Raw genomic sequence first — 19,245 nt, forward strand, 5'->3', positions numbered from 1 at the left:
CTAGCCCTTCATTTTATAACCGACACCACGAAGGGTCTCGATTTCTATTCCGGCCAATTTTTGTCTTAGCTGTAAAACATGTGTATCAACGGTACGTGTTGTTGGGAAATGGTTGTAGCCCCATACATGATCGAGAAGTTCGTCACGAGTAAATACACGGCCGATATTGGTTGCCAAAAACAGCAACAAATCGAATTCTGTTCTAGTTAAGGTTACAGATTCTTCGTTAAATACAACATCACGTGTTTGCGTATCGATGAGCAAGTTGCCAATGCTTACGCGATGTTCTTCACTCTCGTCTGATTCTGGCGCACGTAACTGTGCACGAATTCGGGCGAAGAGTTCCGCTTCTGCAAACGGTTTAGTTAGATAATCGTTCGCTCCGGCATCCAGGCCTGAAACTTTGTCTTTAATAGAAACCAAAGCGGTCAGTAAGATCACAGGTACTTTTTTGATTTTTTTCCATTCAGGTAGATGAGTAACCGAATCACCATCAGGTAACTGGCGATCCAATACGACGAGATCTACTTTCTCCCATAATGGTGCGACTTCTGCGATTGTTTCTGCATGTAAGCACTCATAGCCAGCTTGTTCCAAGCTCACCAATAAGCCATCGGCCAAGTTTTTGTCGTCTTCAACTAGAAGCAGAGTCTGTTTCACAAGGTATCTCCAAAATAAATGTCGTCGGTGGGCCTTCTAATGACATTTTGCCCCCCATGCGCTCAACCATAGATTCAACTATCGTTAAGCCTAATCCTAAACCACTCTTACTTACGAATGGTTTTCTTACATGTTTCCAATCTTTTTTACTCAACGTTCCGTTGTCTATAATCTCGAAACGTACTTTGTTCTCTTTAACAATGACTTTCAGTTTGATCGGTGTCGCACCGTACTTTACTGCGTTATTCACTAAATTATCTAAACAGGTGCCTAACCAGTAAATATTGATTTTGATGGCACTATCATGTTCAATTTGGATTTCAACTGGCGTAGAAAGTTCCTCATATCGATACTCTAACCATTCATTTACTGATGGTAACCATTCTGTTGCCAGTTGATTGTTATCTGATTGTAAATAATCTTTACTCGCTTCCGCTAATTGCCTGAGTCTGCGAGAATCTTCGCATAATCGCCTGAATTCATCGTAAACAGACTCTGGTAGCCGTTCGAATTCTCTTCTGAAACCTTCAACGGTTAACGAAAGGCTTGCTATCGGTGTTCTTAGTTCGTGAGTCAATATTTGCAAAACCAACATTCGGCTCCGCATCTCTTCACGTTTATTGTTCCAACGAGACGTGGCCCAAGCCGTCAATATAACAACGTTGAATAGGACCAGGCCGATCATTATATTCATAAGAAGATCTGAATGATCTTCCACTTCCCAACATATGTTGCCACTCTTAACGTAACAAATGGACGCTTCTTTATCTAAGGTGGCTCTTAGGTTGGTTTTGTCTAAAAACTCACTCCATTTGGTTCTTTCGAACAACAGGTATTTGTCACCCTGCCTTAACCATAAATCATTGTTATGGATAAACATGTCAGACCCAGCGATCAACGCACTCAAAGCGCTGTAGTCCATTTCTTGTAAGCGACCAAGTAAGCTATCAGGCTCCGCAGATGGGCGCTCTTTAATATGCATGTAATCTTTTAGATCATCATAAAGAACTGGATATTTTTCTGCGTACCTAGCCGCATAAGTACCACCACCGGGGTGAATGAGCGCTGAACGAGCAAACCATTTTAGGGGAAGTTTGGTTCCCTTACACATAGCACGAGTGAACACTAAAGGCTCGGTGATTAGTGGGCTAAGTGGTAATTTCCCTTTGCAGGTTTGTGCCAAACTATAAAGGCGCTGTACGTCTCTTAGTGGGTAGTCCGCTGTTTGCGGAAGCATACTTTCAGGTGCTAGTAGCTTATTGGGGAAATCTGACTGGATAATTCTTGTATCATAAGACGCAATAGCTGGAGAGTTATCAAATAATGACCGAAACGCATCAATACGCTCTGGCAAGCTTTCAGCTTGGGCAACATTTGCGATTGACGTTAACGTCGCCAACAAGATCACTTTATATAACAAACTATTGCCGTTCTCTTTCACATAATCCTAATAGGCTAAATATAACATCAAACTCTTGTCGGTGCACCGACGCTTAAGTTAGCTTATCGTCATGGGCGTAAATATAAGGTAAAAAAAAGGAGGCCAATTGGCCTCCTTCATTATTACTCGTCACCATTTAAAGGTGAGAAGAAATGTTTACACAACTTTCCTTAGCATCACCAAACAACATTTGTGTGTTGTCTTTAAAGAACAGTGGATTCTGAACGCCTGCATAACCCGGGTTCATTGAACGCTTAAATACGATAACGTTTTCTGCATTCCAAACTTCAAGCACCGGCATTCCAGCGATAGGACTTGTTGGATCTTCAAGTGCCGCTGGGTTCACTGTATCATTCGCACCGATAACAAGCACGGTATCAGTCTCGGAGAAATCATCGTTAATTTCATCCATTTCTAACACGATATCATATGGTACTTTAGCTTCCGCCAATAATACGTTCATGTGACCAGGTAAGCGACCCGCTACAGGGTGAATACCAAAGCGAACTTCAACACCTTGAGCACGCAATTTCTCAGTGATTTCATGTACTGGGTACTGAGCCTGCGCAACTGCCATACCATACCCTGGGGTGATGATCACTCGCTTAGAGTTTTTGAGCATATCCGCTACGTCTTCAGCATTGATTTCACGGTGCTCACCATAGTCTTGCTCACCATCGCTTGCAGCAACTTCTTGACCAAAGCCGCCAGCAATAACGCTGATGAAAGAGCGGTTCATTGCTTTACACATGATGTAAGACAATATCGCACCAGACGAACCTACTAAGGCACCGGTCACAATCAGCAAATCATTTGCTAGCATGAAACCTGCTGCAGCTGCAGCCCAGCCAGAGTATGAGTTCAACATTGAAACTACTACCGGCATATCCGCGCCACCGATTGAAGCAACCAAGTGGTAACCGAATACAAAAGCAATGAGAGTCATGACGATAAGGGCAAACATGCTGCCATCAGCATTCACGTATTGAACCAACAAGAACGCAGAAATAACCAAAGCAGCAAGGTTCAATTTGTGTTTATGAGGCAGATTCAACGCAGATGAACTGATCACACCGCGAAGTTTACCAAAGGCAACAATCGAACCTGTGAAAGTCACAGCACCAATGAAGATGCCAAGAAAAACTTCCACTAAGTGGATCACATGCTCAGCATGCGTGGCCGCTTCTGGTGCGTCAATGTAACTGTTGTACCCGACCAAAACAGCAGCCATACCCACAAAACTGTGGAGAATAGCAACGAGCTCTGGCATTTCGGTCATTTCAACTTTCTTTGCGTAGTGGATACCAATACCACCACCGATCACCATAGCAATGATGATCCAAACCACACCAGACGAATCAGGCCCGAAGATGGTTGCGATCAAAGCGATCGCCATACCTGCGATGCCGTAGTAGTTACCAGCTCGTGCAGATTCTTGTTTAGACAGTCCCGCCAGACTCATAATAAAGAGAACGGCAGAGACAATGTATGCGGCTTGTACTAATCCTGCAGACATTTGTTACTCCTTAGTCTTTACGGAACATTTCAAGCATACGTTTCGTGACCGTAAAGCCACCGAAAATATTGATGCTTGCGATTAACACGGCAATGAATGATAAGAACGTGACAACGCCACTTCCTTGACCAATCTGAAGCAACGCACCTACAACGATGATGCCAGAAATGGCATTAGTTACCGACATAAGTGGTGTATGCAGTGAATGCGAAACATTCCAAACAACGTAGTAACCTACAACACACGCCAGTACAAATACCGTAAAGTGTGCTAGGAATGCTGCAGGAGCAACGGATGCAACCCAACCAAACGCAGCAATACCAGCCGCAATGCCAATAGCTTTTTTAACGGGTGATGTCGGCTCTTCAACTTTCACCTCAACTTTTATAGGTTGTGGCTTAACTTCTGGCTGAGCTGAAACTTGGATTGGAGGAGCAGGCCAAGTCACTTCACCTTCTTTAACAACCGTTACACCGCGTAATACTACGTCTTCAAAATCGATGTTGATGTTGCCGTCTTTCTCTTTACTAAGAAGCTTAACAAGGTTGACCAAGTTCGTTCCGTAAAGTTGAGAAGATTGAGTCGGTAGGCGACCAACCATGTCGGTGTAACCGATGATCTTGACACCATTTGGCGTAGTAATAACTTTGTTTGCTTCGGTGTAAGCACAGTTACCACCATTTGCTGCCGCGAGGTCAACGATAACGCTACCCGCTTTCATCGAATCAACCATTTCTTTGGTGATAAGCTTCGGAGCAGGTCGACCTGGAATCAGCGCCGTTGTAACAATGATATCAACATCTTTTGCTTGCTCTGCGTATAGCTCAGCTGCTTTTTTGTTGAAATCATCGGACATTTCTTTTGCGTAACCATCACCAGCGCCAGTATCTTCTTGGAAATCGACTTCCAAGAACTCTGCGCCCATTGATTGCACTTGCTCTTTTACTTCGGGACGTACGTCAAAAGCTCTAACGATTGCACCTAAGCTACCAGCCGCACCGATAGCCGCTAGGCCCGCAACACCGGCACCTGCAACCAGCACTTTCGCTGGTGGTACCTTACCTGCAGCGGTAATTTGACCGGTAAAGAAACGACCAAATTCATGGGCAGCTTCGACGACAGCACGGTAACCAGCAATATTAGCCATAGAACTCAACGCGTCGAGCGCTTGAGCACGAGAAATACGAGGAACCGCATCCATAGCCATTACGTTAATGTTTTTGCTAGAAAGCTTTTCCATTAACTCAGGGTTTTGCGCAGGCCAGATGAAACTGACTAGGCTTGCCCCCTCTTTAATCAAATCGATCTCATTAACGGTATCAGCTTCACCAGTAAGCGGAGCGTTTACCTTAAAGATTAAGTCTGATTTCCATACATCTTCTGTCGATACGATAGTCGCACCGGCAGCTTGAAATGCAGCATCGTCAAAACTAGCGAGAACGCCAGCTTGTGTTTCAATTGAGACGTCAAATCCCAATTTTAATAACTGTTCAACCGTTTTCGGCGTCGCAGCCACTCGAGTTTCACCTACGAGTATTTCTCTAGGCACACCAATTTGCATAGTTATTCCCTACTATTGGCACAAATGAATAATCTGTTTTTATCTAAGGTTGGAGGTAACTTCAAGCTTTTTGTAAGAAATATACAAACTTTCATTACATATAACCAAATTAACGATGGATTCTCGCTTCAAAAGCGTTAAATGACAACATTTATGGTACTAAGCAGAGGTCAAACCAGACGAATTTCCCGGGAAATTCTATTCGAAAAATTAACAACTTAACAAACAGCTCATTAAACCAACAACGATAGATGTAAAAATTTAATGGAAATAAAAAGAGCCATTAGCATATCGCTAAATGGCCCTAATTAAAGTGATGTTAATCAACTCGAAGTAACGAGCTTTCTAATCGACACCTAAAAAATATTGTCGCCCATCTGATCAATGAATAATTGCGATTTTTTCAGCATAAATTCATTCGCATCAGATTCAGAACTCAATACATCAGAGCGAATAAAGGTATGCGTTTTTAGTTCGCCATCAACTTCTTTAGTAATACGGCCTGCAATGCGATATTGGCCACTTTCAGAACGAGACTCCTGATAGATCAAATAACCCTTATACTCAACAGGCGCTACTTCTGTAGCTACACTCTCTTTGTTTCCACCGAAGAAATAGGAAAATAACCCCACAAACAATCCTTACTTGATTCGTTTTTTGTCTAGCAGTGGCATTTCATACCACTCCAATTCGTCATCATCATGGCGCGAAGGCTTACTAAACACAACAGGTAGATCGTCATCACGAGTGCGTCGGTCATTCTTAATCATCGACTCGGCCGCAATGAGGGCAACTTCAACTTGATCACTTAGGATAACCAGCTTTTCTTCGGGTAACGCAGACAAAAAGTCGATATCATGACGAATATAAACCGGCCTAAGCTGATTCAGCGCGATACAGGCCAAATCGGCAAGTTGCTCGGAGTCAAAACGCTCAGTGTACTCGAGCAGCGCCAGTTTGGTTCCAACAAGCGTTTCCATATAATTGTGTACATCTACGCTAATTTGCATGTTTCACTTCCTCATGTCACTTGTTACGGAACAATCTTACCTAATGCTAGGCGGTAAATACGGCGGAAAAAAGTTCATATGTCCCGACTTGTGGTTTAAATCATCATATTGGCAATAATTCGAATATTTTTTCAATTAAGTTTAGCAAAACACTTGGAAATTCCCACAATAGAAGTATCCTAACAAGCTCAACTTTCTATGATTTTATCCATAGTTAGCCATTTCTCTTGCTGTGAATTCGATGCTAAGTACGTTAAATAATACGAATCTTTTTAAATTTTTAATGCCTATCTTTCTGGCAAGCATCAGTATATTTGCAATAGATGCCCTAACTACGCTCGTCGTCGAAAACCTTGGTATGGTGAGTCACCTGCCTTATATCTTGTTCTCAATCACGCTCATCTTGTGTCATAGCTTTAGCCAAGGACGCATGGGAATGATTGCCATCGCAATGATGCTCGCCTATTTCTTCATCCAGGAGCGTCTGCAAGTCCCCCTTAGTGTCGGCACCACTAAATTAGAGTTCTCTATACTCGCTTTCCTACTGCCCGTTGCCTGCATGGTCGTTTACGCATTCCCAAATCGCCGCTTTTTTTCGATTTCAGGATTAGGGTATTCGCTCCTCATGTTATTTTTCTTGGGCTGGGCATATTTAACCGTCGACCACTTTGCAGAAAATGGCATGGACACACTCTGGGATGGCATTTTGTTCTCTATTCCTGAATTGAGCCGTTTGCCATTTCTTGCCATTCTTTACAGCATTGTTTGCGTCGGGATCGCTGCTATCATGGTGTTAAAGCGAAACGACGCTGTCGATAACGCCATCTATAGTTGTTTGCTATTTTCCGCGATCACATTTGGCGGCTTTCAAATTAGCTATATTTCGGCCATTCTGTTTTCACTGGCCGGTGTGATGCTTATATACAACGTGATTTCAACCAGCCATAAACTGGCTTTTATCGACCAGTTAACCGAAATTCCAAGCCGACGCGCTTTAGAAAATGAAATGGCTCACCTTGGGAGAAAATACACCATCGCGATGCTGGATGTAGATCACTTTAAAAAGTTCAACGATACCCACGGGCATGATACTGGTGATCACGTCCTAAGATTAGTCGCAAAGAAACTACGAAAAACAGGTGGGGGTGCCAAAGTTTATCGCTACGGTGGCGAAGAATTTACGGTGTTGTTTAAAGGTAAATCGGCAGCTCAAACTATCGAACACTTAGAAGATCTTAGAGAAAGCATCGCACAGTACGACATGATCATTCGTGACAAGGAGCAAAGACCTAAAGATGACAAACAAGGCACACAAAAACGAGGAAAAAGAAATACTGAAAAAACCGTCAACATTACCATTAGTATTGGTGTAGCCGACAGCTATGAGTTAAGAAACCCAACAAAAGTCATCAAGTCTGCCGATGACGCCCTGTATAAAGCAAAGAAAAAAGGCCGAAACTGCGTTATAAGCGCTTGATTATAAAAAACAACGCCAAGACAACGTTAACCGACACCTATACTATCGAGGTCACCCCTCACCCCCTATTACTTGCTTTTATTTGACACGAATTGGTTTCTGCCATTTTGTTTTGAGCCATAAAGTAAAACATCGGCTTGCTGGAAAATGTCCTGCAATGACTCTTGGCCTGTCGGGATAAAGCTATACACACCTTGTGACACCGTCACAAACCCTGATACGGTCGATTTTTTATGCTGAATCGCTAAGTCAAGAATTGAGCGACGAATGCGCTCCGCTTGTTTTTCTGCATAATCAACATCTGCATTGCTCAAGATAACGACGAATTCTTCCCCGCCATAACGGCCTACTACTTCACCCGCTCTCACAAAACTGCTATCAAGCCGAGAAGCTATCTTTTGTAAACACTGATCACCCTCAATGTGGCCGTAATTATCATTAAACAATTTGAAGAAATCGACATCTAATAGGATAACCGTCAAAGGCAAACTGTGCCGTCCATGCCACGTCACCATGGTCTTTAGCTCACTGTCTATAAATCTTCGATTGTAGATCCGAGTCAACCCATCTTCGTTCACTTGCTGCTGCAAATTTGAATTAACGCTTTCAAGTTTGGCTGTTACAGCCTTTAGCTCTCTTCGCATATCTGCGATCCGCTGCATCGCCTTGAGCTTGGCGCTGAGAACCATCTTGTTAACAGGCTTAACCAAATAGTCATCTCCCCCCATTTCGATGGCGTTTGCAATCATCTCCGGTTCTTCATGGCTACTCAGAAAAATGATAGGAACCCAATCTTTAAAGCGCGTCCGAATTTCCTGTGCTACGTCAAAACCATCCATGACAGGCATTGAAATGTCGAGCAAAACCAACTCAGGGTCAAAAGACGTATAGATTTTGAGCGCTTTCTCACCACTTTCAACGGCTTCTACCTTATGACCTAATTGCTTGAGGCGTATTCCCAGTTGCATTCTTTCTAATTGCAAGTCATCGACCAGCAAAATCCGAATCGAAGTATTTGATATTTCCATATATTGTCTTTTGATATCCTCTAGACCTTAACAGCAATATAGCATGCTATTTAGCGTTTAACCCACTAGAAACGAATGAATTGGTTGACTTTTATTGCCAGTTTCATAGCATGTGTTTTTTGAAAGAAGTAGGACAACACCATGTCAGAAGAAATCCAAGAAGTGGAACAAAAAGTAGACTTAGATACAGTCTCACCTGAACTTAAGAAAGTCATTGAGTTTGACCAAGTTCCTGAAGCAATGTACTACATGGTAACGTCCATTCATGAAGTTTCAGAAGAAGCCGTACGTGAAGCCTGGGACAGCATGCCTGCTAGCGCACAGAACGTACTAGATAACTTTGAGCAATTCCACGCGCTTGTTTCGGTGAGCCAAGCATTTGCCGGCGTAAATGTCATGGAAGAGTTTCCTAAGTTGAGCCTGCCGGAAGACATGAACGACGAAGAAAAAGAAGCTTACCGCACACAACTGCTAGACCAAACGCTGCATAACTGCGTTAAAGACATGGCTAAGCAGATGAAGAAAGCTCGCCGAGATGCTATTTTGAAACGAGATTTTAAAGAAGTATTTGCCAAGTAATCACTTCCAGTACCCAATCTGTAATCCGCTCATTTTATGAGCGGATTTTTTTTGCTTTCTTTTTATTGCAACATGTATGTATCATAATTGAGATTATGTGATTAATTGGATGTAATTCACATAATCAATAATTGAATTACAATGACTTAGTTCTCATAATTCACGAGTACTATAATTACAAAAAAGCAACAATAATCCAAAGTAAGGATACAATTATGAAAAAGCAGTTGATCGCACTGTCTGTTTTGGCAGCAATCCCCTTCACCGTTTCAGCGGAATACTATTTAGGCGCAAAAGTAGGTAGCTCTTCATTAAAGAATAGCTGTAGCATCTCCGAGCCTTGTGACGACAGCAGTATCGGTTTTGGCGGCTTTGGTGGATACAAATTCAGCGATATGTTCTCCTTGGAGGCCGGTATCGACAAAATTGGTGATTTCGAATCTAACTTTAGCTCTGGTAAACAAGCAAAAGGAGCAATGACTTCTTTGACTCTAGGACCTAAATTTGGGATTCCAATTAATGAATCACTCGGCTTCTTCACTAAATTTGGTGTCGGATTTACCAATTATGACGTCATAGACGATGACCTAAACGTTATGGCAGCGTTAGGCCTGGAGTATGGGTTCACTCGTGAATGGTCTACTCGCTTAGAATATCAACTGATCGGTGGCATAGGTTCAGGTGATACTGGCGGCTTGGCGGCACATTTAGTTAGCATAGGTCTAAGCTATCACTTTGGCAGCGATGAACCAGCTGTTGCGACACAAGCTGCACCCGTTGAACCTCGTCCAACTGTAGTTGAAGAGCCAGCACCAGTGGTTGTTGCCGCTGCACCTGTTGTCGTTGCGCCAAAAACCATTACTTTCCAATCTAAAAAGGGCGTGGGTCTTTATGAGTCAGGAAGTAACAAGCTAAGCAAAGCTGGCCTTGACCAATTCGATGAGCTGGTAACCCTACTTACCACATACCCTCAGGCTGATGTTACCGTAACAGGTCACACCGACAGCAGCGGCTCAGCTAAGTTTAACCAACAACTTTCTGAAAAGCGTGCTCAAGCCGTTGCCGATTACTTAATTTCTGAAGGTGTTGAGCCTTCACGAATTAAAGTTGAAGGTGAGGGTGAAGCTAGCCCAATAGCATCAAATAAAACAGCCGCGGGTAAAGAAATGAACCGCCGTGTTGAAGTGACGATCGATGAGTTTACTGTAGAAGAATAAACAACTCGATACGAAACGATATAACGACTCTTTCTAAGGGTCGTTTTTTTTGTCCTATAGTTAACTAACAGCACGCACTCAAACCGAATACAGGTGAACAATGAAATGGACTCACTCGCTCTCTATTAAACAAAAAGTACTCATTCCCACCATCGTCATCATCGCTTTATTTTCTGCGATGGTTTTTTCCGCCATCAACAACCTGAATGGATTGACTCCAAATCAACTGGCGAACCCAAACCAAGCTATTACAGAGGCCACTCAATCACTTTACGTCGGGTTGGGCGTTGTTATTGTCATCTCATGTATTTGTCTTTTTTTAATGTTGAGCTGGGTAACCCTGCCTATTCAACAACTACACGACACAGTCGCCACCTTAAATAATGACCAGCTAGATTTAACTAAAAGAGTTTCAGTCTCTTCAAGCGATGAATTGGGATCCGTTGGTAGCCAGATTAATCAGCTGCTTGATTCTATGCAAAGCTCCATGACACAAGTCATCATTACTTCCAATTCTGTTCGCGCTGAGATGGAGAATATTCGTAGTCTGACCCAAGGCATCGTTATGTATGTTTCGAGCCAACAAGGTAACACTGACCATATTTCCAGTTCAGCAATCCAAGTACAAAGTATCAGTGACAATGTGAGTCACAATGCCGTGAATGCTTCAGCCCATAGTAGCGAAGGAATCAAACAACTCGACGAAGCGACCTCTTTGCTCAATCAAACATCTTCATCACTGCAGACCTTGGAGTCACAAATTGACCAAGCCGGTGGCGTGATCAGCAACCTTGATTCCAACGTTACTAATATTGTCACTATTTTAGGGGTCATCGTGGAAATAGCCGAGCAAACCAACCTACTTGCTCTGAATGCTGCGATAGAAGCCGCACGAGCCGGGGAACAAGGGCGCGGTTTCGCCGTTGTTGCCGACGAAGTAAGGGCGCTTGCCAGTAAAACCCAAGAAAGTACCGATAAGATACAAAAAATGACAGACGAACTAAGGAAAGCGACTCATGAAGCGGTCTCTGCGGTCAATGTAAGTTGTAAAACCAGCGAAGAAACCGTTCAACTGTCTGGTTTAACCCTTGAAACTCTTCAATCAGTAACTCAATCCGTTACTGCCGTCGCTTCAAGTACCCTTGAAATTGAATCTTCATCAGAACAACAAATGCAATTGGCGAGTGATGTGAGTAATCATATGCAGACGGTTCTTGATGGAAGTTATCAGATGATTGAGATGGTCAGTAGCGCGGAAAATGCCTGTGAAATGCTGGCAAGTCAGTGTGAAGAACTCGACTCTTTAATGATTAAATTTGAAGTTTGATGGTTAACAGTTAGCCAATGTTATATCGACGTCGGTAACCGCACAAACAATGTAAGCAAGAATGACGTACATTGTTTGTGCCCAGAGAGCACCGTCGATCAGTTCACTCTGATCATGTCTTTTTGAGTGACACTGACGCCTTTAATCTGCGCATAAACCAACTGACCAACTTCGAGCTGTAAATCATCTACAGCCCATTGGGTCAGGTTTGCGCTGAGTACCCTGCTCTTGTCCAGTTGAAGTTTGACAGAAACGCTCTGTTTGTCGTCAGAGAGTCGATGGCTCTCAATGGCGCAAATAGTGACAGGTATGATGTTTCTTATCGACGTTCTTATCGGCAACTCACAGCTGATCGAAACATCATTGGCTCGTACCTGTACACGTACTTGATCCCCAATATCACCCTCCACTTTCTGTACCCAAAGTGCTTTATCATCCGTTAAGCTCAGTTGGGTTAAAGCATAAGTAGGATGCTGGGATTGAATGTATGCCTCAAAAACCGAACTTTGCTCGGAAAACGACTGCCAAGGTCGCATCGCATCCGATCCCCACACTTGCTCCAACGTACCACTAGAATCTATTTTGCCGTTCGACAGCAATAGCATATGATCCGCTAATCGTAAGATCTCGCTGATGCTGTGAGTCACGTACAAAATAGGTATCTCTACTTCTTTAGCTAAACGCTCAAGGTAAGGCATCACTTCTCGCTTGCGGGGCAAATCGAGGGAAGCCAATGGCTCATCCATCAATAGTAAGTCTGGGCTAGATAAAAGAGCCCTGCCTATCGCGACTCGTTGTTTTTCTCCGCCAGATAAATCACTAGGCTTACGCTTCAATAATCCGTCTATCGAAAGCAGAGATGTCACGTGAGCAAATAGTTCGGCATCGGCTTCTTTTACACCATAACGCAGATTTCTTTCGACGCTAAAATGCGGAAATAAGCGTGCGTCTTGAAATACGTAACCAATATTACGTTTTTCAACCGCTAGGTTTATGTTCTGCTGCGAATCAAATACACGGTGTCCATTAATATCAATAAAACCACTGTCAGGGCTTCTGATACCACAAATACTGTTGATCAACGACGTCTTGCCAGAACCTGAACGGCCAAATATCGCGGTAATGCCTTTAGATGGCAGCTGAGTGTGTATGTCTAACAACAGATCGCCTAACTCTTGCTTGATAGCTATAGTGATCATGGTTTACTTCCTATACCTATCCAGCGGTGCATACGTGACGAGAGCCATTCTGAACCAACTAATGAAAGCAGCGCGACCACAATCGAAATCACACACAATCGAGCGGCATCCATTTCGGAACCCGGAGTTTCAATGAAATTGTACATTGCCAGCGGCAAGGTTTGTGTCTCTCCTGGTATGTTCGAAACAAAACTTATAGTAGCGCCAAATTCCCCAAGACTGCGAGCAAACGCCAACATAACGCCAGAGACAATACCCGGTAAGGTTAACGGTAAGGTAATGGTGAGAAACACTTTTAGCGGCGAAGCCCCAAGAGTTCGGGCAGCTTGCTCTAATTTTTCGTCTACCGTTTCTAAACTCAAACGGATAGCTCGTACCATCAGAGGCAGTGCCACAATGGCCGAAGCAAGAGCCGCGCCTTTCCAGTTGAAAGCAAACACGACACCAAAGCTTTCATATAGCCATTCGCCAATAAACCCTCGCCTTCCCATCAAAACCAGTAATAAATAGCCAATCACCACCGGAGGCAGTACCAGAGGAAGGTGAATGATGCTGTCTAACAAGCTTTTGCCAAAAAACTGCTTTCTTGCCAATAGCCAAGCCAAAAATAAACCCACTGGCAACAACCACAATACAGAAGTCGTCGCGACTTTTAGGCTTAAAAACAAAGCTTGCTGTTCAAATTCCGTCAAATACACTTGTTTTTCAATCCCTACTCTTCCTTAACGACGAGCCCTTTAATTTAAGAAGTTGGCCAAAGCTTCTGGCGAATCGTTCTACATCTATCTATTGGCTTAGCGGTATAAATCCGTATTCTACAAGGGTGACTTCACTTTGAGAAGACAGCAAATAATCGACTAAAGATCGTGTTTCAGCCTTATCATTGAGCTTAACCAACGGGTACTCAATATGATCATATGATCCGACAGGAAACTCACCAAGAACCGTGACATCGTCACTTATTTTTGCATCCGTCGCATACACGATGCCTAAAGGCGTTTCTTGTCGTGCTACTAACGTCAGCGCAATACGAACATTACTCGTTGGCGCTAAATTATTTTTGACAACTGACCAAATGCCTTGGTTTTCTAATGCCTGCTTTGCATAGATCCCAGCAGGAACCGCATCTGGGTTCCCCATAGCAAGGCGGCCTCCCTTCAGTTGCTCCAACCACCACTTATGCTTAGTTATCACATTAGCGTCATTGGGCTTTACACCATCACGTTCACCTATCACCACTAATCGATTTCGAGCAAGTACCTGCACTGCCGTCTGATCAACAATCCCTTGTTCAACTAAGTAGTCAGCCCATTTGGTGTTGGCGGATATGTAGAGATCAGCAGGGGCACCCTGCTCTATTTGCCTTGCCAATGATGATGAGCCAGCAAACACAAGTTGTACCTTGATACCCTGGCTACGCTCGAACTCTGCCGCAATGTCTGACAATACATTCGTCATAGAGGATGCCGCAAGAACTCGGACTTGGCCGACGCTTGAAAATGAAGCCATTGCCATAATCAAACCAACGCATTTTAGAAACCAACTGATACTACGCATAAATTTCTGGCCATAACTTCTTCAGATCGAGAGACTCTTCCAGTGCGTCAGCAATTCTATCTATGCCTTCTTCTTTCATCTTCTCGAAATCCACTTTCTCAAGCTTGGAACTCCCAGCCCAAGTCATGATCAATTCGCATGCGTCCGCGAGTTCAAACACGCCGTGCAAATACGTGCCGAAGATCTGATTACAATCACTGATTGCACCATCTGCACTTTTTTCTTCACCCAGTTGTATCGGTTGTTGTTCATTGACAGTAGTAACCCCCGCATGAATTTCATAGCCTGTCACGGCAACAGTCTTCTGGTTAAGGGTTAACTCGCCTTTCGCTTGCTTCAATTGTTTTTCTGATTGCAAAACCGTATCAAGATCCAAGCAGGCCAGCCCTTGACTCGAACCCGCTGGGCCCTCGATTCCCTCAGGATCGTCAATTACCTTACCCAGCATTTGATATCCGCCACAGATACCCATCACTTTTCCACCAAAACGTAAGTGACGTTGGATATCTTTGTCCCAACCTTGCTCTCGTAAAAACGCCAAGTCTGCGCGCACCGATTTAGTCCCAGGCAGAATAATAAGATCCGCTCCTTGCAGTGATTCACCTTTTCTTACGTATTCAAAGTCAATAGAAGGGTTAAGCCTTAACGGATCGAAGTCGGTATGATTACTGATTCGAGTGACCACGGGGACTTTCACTTTGAATAAGGCGTCATCGCTTTTTATTTGATCGGCAGTTATTGCATCTTCTGCTTCTAGGTTAAGACCATGTAGGAATGGAATCACACCAATAACAGGCTTACCTGTTCTTTCTTCAAGCCAATCGAGGCCTGATTCTAGCAACTTGATATCACCTCTAAAGCGGTTGATAACAAAACCTTTTACACGAGCTTGCTCTGTTGGGGACAATAAATCCAATGTACCAACTAGATGGGCAAACACTCCGCCGCGGTCAATATCTGCAACGATAATAACCGGGACATCGGCTTTCTCGGCGAATCCCATATTGGCAATATCATGGGCTCGTAAGTTTATCTCTGCAGGGCTACCTGCCCCCTCAATCATCACAGATTCAAAGTCGGATTTAAGCCTGTCAAAGGAGTCGATCACGCTGTCCATAGCGACTTGCTTATAGTCATGATAGCTGGTGGCTTCCATGTTGCTTAAAGCGCGCCCTTGAATGATCACCTGAGCACCCGTATCCGAATTTGGCTTAAGCAGTATAGGATTCATATGAACCGTAGGCTCAACATTGCAAGCTTGTGCTTGAACGGCTTGAGCACGTCCAATTTCACCACCATCCGATGTAACAGCACTGTTTAATGCCATATTTTGCGGCTTAAAAGGGGCAACCTTTATCCCTTTTCTCGCTAACACTCGGCACAATCCTGCCACTAATACACTTTTACCAGCATCCGACGTGGTTCCTTGCACCATCAGCGCTTCAAATGGAGTATACATAGGTAATTCTTTTTCTGATTTTTTCTAGATTATCGCTAATAGTATCCTCATACCACGCTAAGCCCAACCGTTAATGAACCAAAAATGAATGCTCTACTCAGTAATCATTCAATTAACTCGGTGTTTAATAGACCTAACTTAAACAAACAACGAGAACAACACTATGAAAACACTTTGCTACTCTATCGCTGCTGCACTTATTATCGCTCCGACTTTCGCACTAGCAAAAGACGACCATCACCAAAAGAGCAACCTTCAATACACCGGACCTGTTGAAACAACATCAGTTACCGAGCTTTTAAAAGACACCAGTATGTTTGCTGAACAAGACGTAGTCATCGATGGGCATATCATTCGCCAAATCAACAAGGATACTTTTGTGTTTACAGATGGTGAAGCCGAAATACAGGTAGAGCTGGATGACGACATAAACTTGACCACTCCGCTGACTGCAGAGTCAAAAGTTCGACTATTTGGTGAATATGAAGGGGGTAACACTCCAGAAATTGAGGTTGATCACATATCTGTATTGTAAATTTCCGTTAAACTCCGTCCTTTAATAATAAATGGTCTGCTTTTTGCAGGCTATTTGTTATGTATGTATCTTTGGCGGTCTGCCAAGACATTGAATGGATGGAAATATTATGTTTGGACGAGCCCGAGCTGTGGCGTTACTAGGACTTGCAGCACTTAGCCCTTTTGCGGCTAACGCTAACAATTTTAACTATACTTCATTGGAAGTTAGGATTGGCGCAAACCCAAGCACATACGGTGCTGAAGGTAAAATGGCATTCACAGAAAACACCCATTTTATCGGTCGTTTTGATTCAAATTTCGAAAGTGATTACGACTTAGCAGGTGGTATCGGCTTCAATGGCCCTGCGACCCAGTTTGCAGACATTTATGGCCACATTTTGCTGCATAACATTAAAGATTCAAGCGACAAGTTTGTCGGCAGTGATTTTATACCAGAGCTAGCATTTGGCATGCGTGCATGGGTTATCGACCGTATTGAAGCCAATGTCATGATTGGGCAGCTAGTGTACTCTGATGGTTCTGAAACCATCTATAGCATTGGCGGTCGCTTCCATTCTACAGACCAACTCTCTATTGGCGCCAACCTTGCTGATCATGGGGTGTATGGCCCTCAACTTCTACTTGGTGCAAGGTTCATGTTCTAAGCGAGTCGAACAGATGTAAAAAAGACCACTGTCAATTCAGTGGTCTTTTTGTTTGTCTACCGCCTAAGTGAACTTGGTTATTTATTTCACTTTTGGTTGTACATACTCTTTAGAAACGTCGACCACGGCAACATCATTAAAGAAGCTTCGCCCCAACAGGACCGGAAAATCTAAATGTGACCGATCGGTCAGTGTAAACGGCGTTTTTTCTTTCAATTCACCGATTTGAACCCACCCCATAACAACAGGACGGCGATCAAATTCTTCACTGCTTGCCTGCTTAATACGAACCCAACGCTCTACTGGAACCTCTAGCACTTCACTTGTCACCTCGTCATGGCCGACTTTAAACTTGACCCAATCTTTGCCATCACGTTCAAACGCTTCCAAGTCTACAGCGCTTATTGAAGAGGTTGTTGCTCCTGTGTCAATACGAGATTTGAAACTCTTGTCTAAGCCAGGGAAATAAACCCACTCTCGCTCGCCTAAAATCAGTTTACCATCGGCGGTGGTCAACGGTTCCGGTTTAGGTTTAACGACCGGCTTTGGTTTTTCAACCTCTGGAGTTGGCTTAACCTCAGGTTCGCTTGGTTTGGCGACTTCTGGAGTGGTGACTTCTGGTTCAGTAACTTCCACTTCCACTTTCGTTTCCGAATTTTCTGTATCAGCATTGCTCTGGCTTGTATTGGTATTAGCACATGCTGCTAGGCTTCCTGCCATTAATGCCACTAACAATTTTTGTCTTGGTGTCATTTGCTGTCTCCGCTATTTGGCTACGGTTTGAATAGCATTTGCTACGTATGGAATGTCATTTTCAGACAAACCAGCGATATTAATACGACCATCACCGACGCCATAAATACCGTATTCTTCCCGTAATCTTGTCATTTGTTCACTGCTAAAGCCTAGCACAGTAAACATACCTTTATGAGATTTGATGAAGTCAAAATACTGATTATTGTGAGTATTATTAAACTCTTGGCACAGATTTGTTCGTAAAGTCACCAGACGCTGCTGCATTTGCGACAGCTCTTGTTTCCATATAGCGGTCAGTTCATCACTCTGCAGTACCGTTTTAACCAACGCTGCACCGTGATCTGGCGGCATTGTGTAGGTCGCTCTCGCTAATTGCAGTAATTTGCCTTTTGCGTTTGTTGCTTCTTGACTATTTTTACCTATGACGATGGCGGCACCAGTACGCTCACGATACAAGCCAAAGTTTTTAGAGCAAGATGTTGTGATAAGCATTTCTTCAACACTATCTGCCATGTGGCGCAAGCCCTGAGCATCCTGATCTAAACCATCGCCGAAACCTTGATAAGCGATATCAACAAATGGGATGAACCCCAGCTTCAATGAAAGCTCCGTAATAATTTTCCAAGTTGCAAAATCAATATCTGCACCCGTTGGGTTATGGCAGCAACCATGCAGTAACACCACATCTTTTGGCCCCGCTGTAGAGATATCTTCCAACATCCCTTCGAGATCCACTTGTTTTGTTTCAGGGCTAAAATAACGATAATGACGTACTTTAAGGCCTGCCGCTTCCATCACAGGACGGTGGTTTACATAACTTGGATTACTTAACCATACGGTGGTATCTGGCTGAGCGACATTCATTAGATCGCCGAGCATACGTAACGCTCCACTCGCGCCTGGCGTTTGTATTGCCGCAACTCGAGACATCGCTGACGTACCAGAAAGTAGTAAATCAACCATAGATTGATTGAACTCTTCACAACCGGCTAAGCCTACATACGCTTTGGTTTTTTGAGTTTGAATAACGCGTTGATTGGCCAGCGCGACCGCTTCCATTATCGGTGTTTCACCTTGGTTATTGCGGTATACGCCAATGCCGAGATCCACTTTTTCACTACGTGGATCACTACGATATGCCACAGACAAAGATAAGATGGGATCTTGCTGTGGTGCTGGAAGATGAGAAAGCATGAAAGTCACAACCCTTTGAAATTCAATAATGAACTTCAAATTAACACTGTCGTTACGAAATTCGAAGGGATTTTTACCTGTTC

General features: G+C 43.6%; 18 protein-coding genes and 2 pseudogenes. 7 read left to right on the forward strand and 13 right to left on the reverse strand.

Features of this window, described 5'->3' with window-relative positions; all coding sequences use genetic code 11:
- The 6 genes from vxrB to QWZ04_RS10315 all read right to left on the reverse strand — a co-directional run bounded on the left by vxrB (position 1) and on the right by QWZ04_RS10315 (position 6,188).
- The gene (vxrB, locus tag QWZ04_RS10290; protein WP_290327624.1) at positions 1–660 is read right to left on the reverse strand and encodes a response regulator transcription factor VxrB; all 660 of its coding nucleotides are present in this window, start codon (positions 658–660) and stop codon (positions 1–3) included.
- The gene (gene vxrA, locus QWZ04_RS10295) at positions 635–2,080 is read right to left on the reverse strand and encodes a sensor histidine kinase VxrA (RefSeq protein WP_290327768.1); all 1,446 of its coding nucleotides are present in this window, start codon (positions 2,078–2,080) and stop codon (positions 635–637) included. The genes vxrB and vxrA overlap by 26 nt, the downstream gene beginning before the upstream one ends.
- A gap of 157 nt (positions 2,081–2,237) precedes the next feature.
- On the reverse strand, positions 2,238–3,617 hold the full coding sequence (pntB, locus tag QWZ04_RS10300; RefSeq protein WP_290327626.1) for a Re/Si-specific NAD(P)(+) transhydrogenase subunit beta: 1,380 nt from the start codon (positions 3,615–3,617) through the stop codon (positions 2,238–2,240).
- 10 nt (positions 3,618–3,627) lie between these two features.
- A complete protein-coding gene (gene pntA, locus QWZ04_RS10305; protein ID WP_290327628.1) occupies positions 3,628–5,178 on the reverse strand; it encodes a Re/Si-specific NAD(P)(+) transhydrogenase subunit alpha in 1,551 nt (516 codons plus the stop codon).
- A gap of 356 nt (positions 5,179–5,534) precedes the next feature.
- On the reverse strand, positions 5,535–5,810 hold the full coding sequence (locus QWZ04_RS10310; protein ID WP_290327630.1) for an HlyU family transcriptional regulator: 276 nt from the start codon (positions 5,808–5,810) through the stop codon (positions 5,535–5,537).
- A gap of 9 nt (positions 5,811–5,819) precedes the next feature.
- Positions 5,820–6,188: a late competence development ComFB family protein gene (locus QWZ04_RS10315; RefSeq protein WP_290327632.1), complete on the reverse strand. Its 369-nt coding sequence runs from the start codon at positions 6,186–6,188 to the stop codon at positions 5,820–5,822.
- Positions 6,189–6,429: 241 nt separating this feature from the next.
- On the opposite strand from QWZ04_RS10315, the gene QWZ04_RS10320 reads away from it, so the two are divergent.
- Positions 6,430–7,665 (forward strand): GGDEF domain-containing protein, encoded by a 1,236-nt coding sequence (locus QWZ04_RS10320; protein WP_290327635.1) that lies wholly within the window; start codon positions 6,430–6,432, stop codon positions 7,663–7,665.
- Between the two features lie 68 nt (positions 7,666–7,733).
- Here QWZ04_RS10320 and QWZ04_RS10325 read toward each other — a convergent pair whose 3' ends face one another.
- Entirely contained in the window at positions 7,734–8,693 is a 960-nt protein-coding gene (locus QWZ04_RS10325; RefSeq protein WP_290327637.1) for a GGDEF domain-containing response regulator, read from the reverse strand.
- 141 nt (positions 8,694–8,834) lie between these two features.
- Between QWZ04_RS10325 and QWZ04_RS10330 the strand changes: the two genes are divergently transcribed.
- The 4 genes and pseudogenes from QWZ04_RS10330 to QWZ04_RS23550 form a co-directional block, all read left to right on the forward strand.
- Positions 8,835–9,272, forward strand: a complete 438-nt coding sequence (locus QWZ04_RS10330) for a DUF3069 domain-containing protein (RefSeq protein WP_290327640.1) — start codon at positions 8,835–8,837, stop codon at positions 9,270–9,272.
- Positions 9,273–9,487: 215 nt separating this feature from the next.
- Positions 9,488–10,489, forward strand: a complete 1,002-nt coding sequence (locus QWZ04_RS10335) for an OmpA family protein (RefSeq protein WP_290327641.1) — start codon at positions 9,488–9,490, stop codon at positions 10,487–10,489.
- 322 nt (positions 10,490–10,811) lie between these two features.
- Positions 10,812–10,958, forward strand: a pseudogene (locus tag QWZ04_RS23545) (HAMP domain-containing protein); the annotation flags it as partial.
- A gap of 291 nt (positions 10,959–11,249) precedes the next feature.
- Positions 11,250–11,639, forward strand: a pseudogene (locus QWZ04_RS23550) (methyl-accepting chemotaxis protein); the annotation flags it as partial.
- 275 nt (positions 11,640–11,914) lie between these two features.
- Here the strand turns inward: QWZ04_RS23550 and modC are convergent.
- From modC to QWZ04_RS10360, 4 genes are all read right to left on the reverse strand, one after another.
- Positions 11,915–13,015 carry a molybdenum ABC transporter ATP-binding protein ModC gene (gene modC / locus QWZ04_RS10345; protein ID WP_290327643.1) on the reverse strand — a complete coding sequence of 367 codons (1,101 nt, stop codon included), beginning with the start codon at positions 13,013–13,015 and terminating at the stop codon, positions 11,915–11,917.
- Positions 13,012–13,713, reverse strand: a complete 702-nt coding sequence (gene modB, locus QWZ04_RS10350; protein ID WP_290327644.1) for a molybdate ABC transporter permease subunit — start codon at positions 13,711–13,713, stop codon at positions 13,012–13,014. The genes modC and modB overlap by 4 nt, the downstream gene beginning before the upstream one ends.
- Before the next feature lie 88 nt (positions 13,714–13,801).
- Entirely contained in the window at positions 13,802–14,530 is a 729-nt protein-coding gene (gene modA, locus QWZ04_RS10355) for a molybdate ABC transporter substrate-binding protein (RefSeq protein ID WP_290327645.1), read from the reverse strand.
- Between the two features lie 34 nt (positions 14,531–14,564).
- Positions 14,565–16,031, reverse strand: a complete 1,467-nt coding sequence (locus QWZ04_RS10360) for a cobyric acid synthase (RefSeq protein ID WP_290327647.1) — start codon at positions 16,029–16,031, stop codon at positions 14,565–14,567.
- A 163-nt stretch (positions 16,032–16,194) separates the two neighbouring features.
- On the opposite strand from QWZ04_RS10360, the gene QWZ04_RS10365 reads away from it, so the two are divergent.
- Complete coding sequence (locus tag QWZ04_RS10365; RefSeq protein ID WP_290327649.1) at positions 16,195–16,566, forward strand: YgiW/YdeI family stress tolerance OB fold protein; 372 nt, start codon at positions 16,195–16,197, stop codon at positions 16,564–16,566.
- A gap of 109 nt (positions 16,567–16,675) precedes the next feature.
- Positions 16,676–17,212 carry a hypothetical protein gene (locus QWZ04_RS10370; protein WP_290327651.1) on the forward strand — a complete coding sequence of 179 codons (537 nt, stop codon included), beginning with the start codon at positions 16,676–16,678 and terminating at the stop codon, positions 17,210–17,212.
- Positions 17,213–17,293: 81 nt separating this feature from the next.
- Here the strand turns inward: QWZ04_RS10370 and QWZ04_RS10375 are convergent, their stop codons facing one another.
- Both QWZ04_RS10375 and QWZ04_RS10380 read right to left on the reverse strand, forming a co-directional pair.
- The gene (locus QWZ04_RS10375) at positions 17,294–17,965 is read right to left on the reverse strand and encodes an ATP-dependent zinc protease family protein (protein WP_290327653.1); all 672 of its coding nucleotides are present in this window, start codon (positions 17,963–17,965) and stop codon (positions 17,294–17,296) included.
- Between the two features lie 12 nt (positions 17,966–17,977).
- Positions 17,978–19,162 (reverse strand): amino acid aminotransferase, encoded by a 1,185-nt coding sequence (locus tag QWZ04_RS10380; protein ID WP_290327656.1) that lies wholly within the window; start codon positions 19,160–19,162, stop codon positions 17,978–17,980.
- Positions 19,163–19,245: the final 83 nt, after the last annotated feature.

Source organism: Vibrio tapetis subsp. quintayensis (assembly GCF_030409945.1).
GTDB classification, from domain to species: Bacteria; Pseudomonadota; Gammaproteobacteria; order Enterobacterales; family Vibrionaceae; genus Vibrio; species Vibrio quintayensis.

What these genes read in the sequence shown, in the direction of transcription:
- pntB (WP_290327626.1), bottom strand. Translation starts at nt 3,617, where the DNA reads ATGTCTGCAGGATTAGTACAAGCCGCATACATTGTCTCTGCCGTTCTC.
- pntA (WP_290327628.1), bottom strand. Translation starts at nt 5,178, where the DNA reads ATGCAAATTGGTGTGCCTAGAGAAATACTCGTAGGTGAAACTCGAGTG.
- QWZ04_RS10315 (WP_290327632.1), bottom strand. Translation starts at nt 6,188, where the DNA reads ATGCAAATTAGCGTAGATGTACACAATTATATGGAAACGCTTGTTGGA.
- QWZ04_RS10320 (WP_290327635.1), top strand. Translation starts at nt 6,430, where the DNA reads ATGCTAAGTACGTTAAATAATACGAATCTTTTTAAATTTTTAATGCCT.
- QWZ04_RS10325 (WP_290327637.1), bottom strand. Translation starts at nt 8,693, where the DNA reads ATGGAAATATCAAATACTTCGATTCGGATTTTGCTGGTCGATGACTTG.
- QWZ04_RS10330 (WP_290327640.1), top strand. Translation starts at nt 8,835, where the DNA reads ATGTCAGAAGAAATCCAAGAAGTGGAACAAAAAGTAGACTTAGATACA.
- QWZ04_RS10335 (WP_290327641.1), top strand. Translation starts at nt 9,488, where the DNA reads ATGAAAAAGCAGTTGATCGCACTGTCTGTTTTGGCAGCAATCCCCTTC.
- modC (WP_290327643.1), bottom strand. Translation starts at nt 13,015, where the DNA reads ATGATCACTATAGCTATCAAGCAAGAGTTAGGCGATCTGTTGTTAGAC.
- modA (WP_290327645.1), bottom strand. Translation starts at nt 14,530, where the DNA reads ATGGCAATGGCTTCATTTTCAAGCGTCGGCCAAGTCCGAGTTCTTGCG.
- QWZ04_RS10360 (WP_290327647.1), bottom strand. Translation starts at nt 16,031, where the DNA reads ATGTATACTCCATTTGAAGCGCTGATGGTGCAAGGAACCACGTCGGAT.
- QWZ04_RS10365 (WP_290327649.1), top strand. Translation starts at nt 16,195, where the DNA reads ATGAAAACACTTTGCTACTCTATCGCTGCTGCACTTATTATCGCTCCG.
- QWZ04_RS10370 (WP_290327651.1), top strand. Translation starts at nt 16,676, where the DNA reads ATGTTTGGACGAGCCCGAGCTGTGGCGTTACTAGGACTTGCAGCACTT.
- QWZ04_RS10375 (WP_290327653.1), bottom strand. Translation starts at nt 17,965, where the DNA reads ATGACACCAAGACAAAAATTGTTAGTGGCATTAATGGCAGGAAGCCTA.
- QWZ04_RS10380 (WP_290327656.1), bottom strand. Translation starts at nt 19,162, where the DNA reads ATGCTTTCTCATCTTCCAGCACCACAGCAAGATCCCATCTTATCTTTG.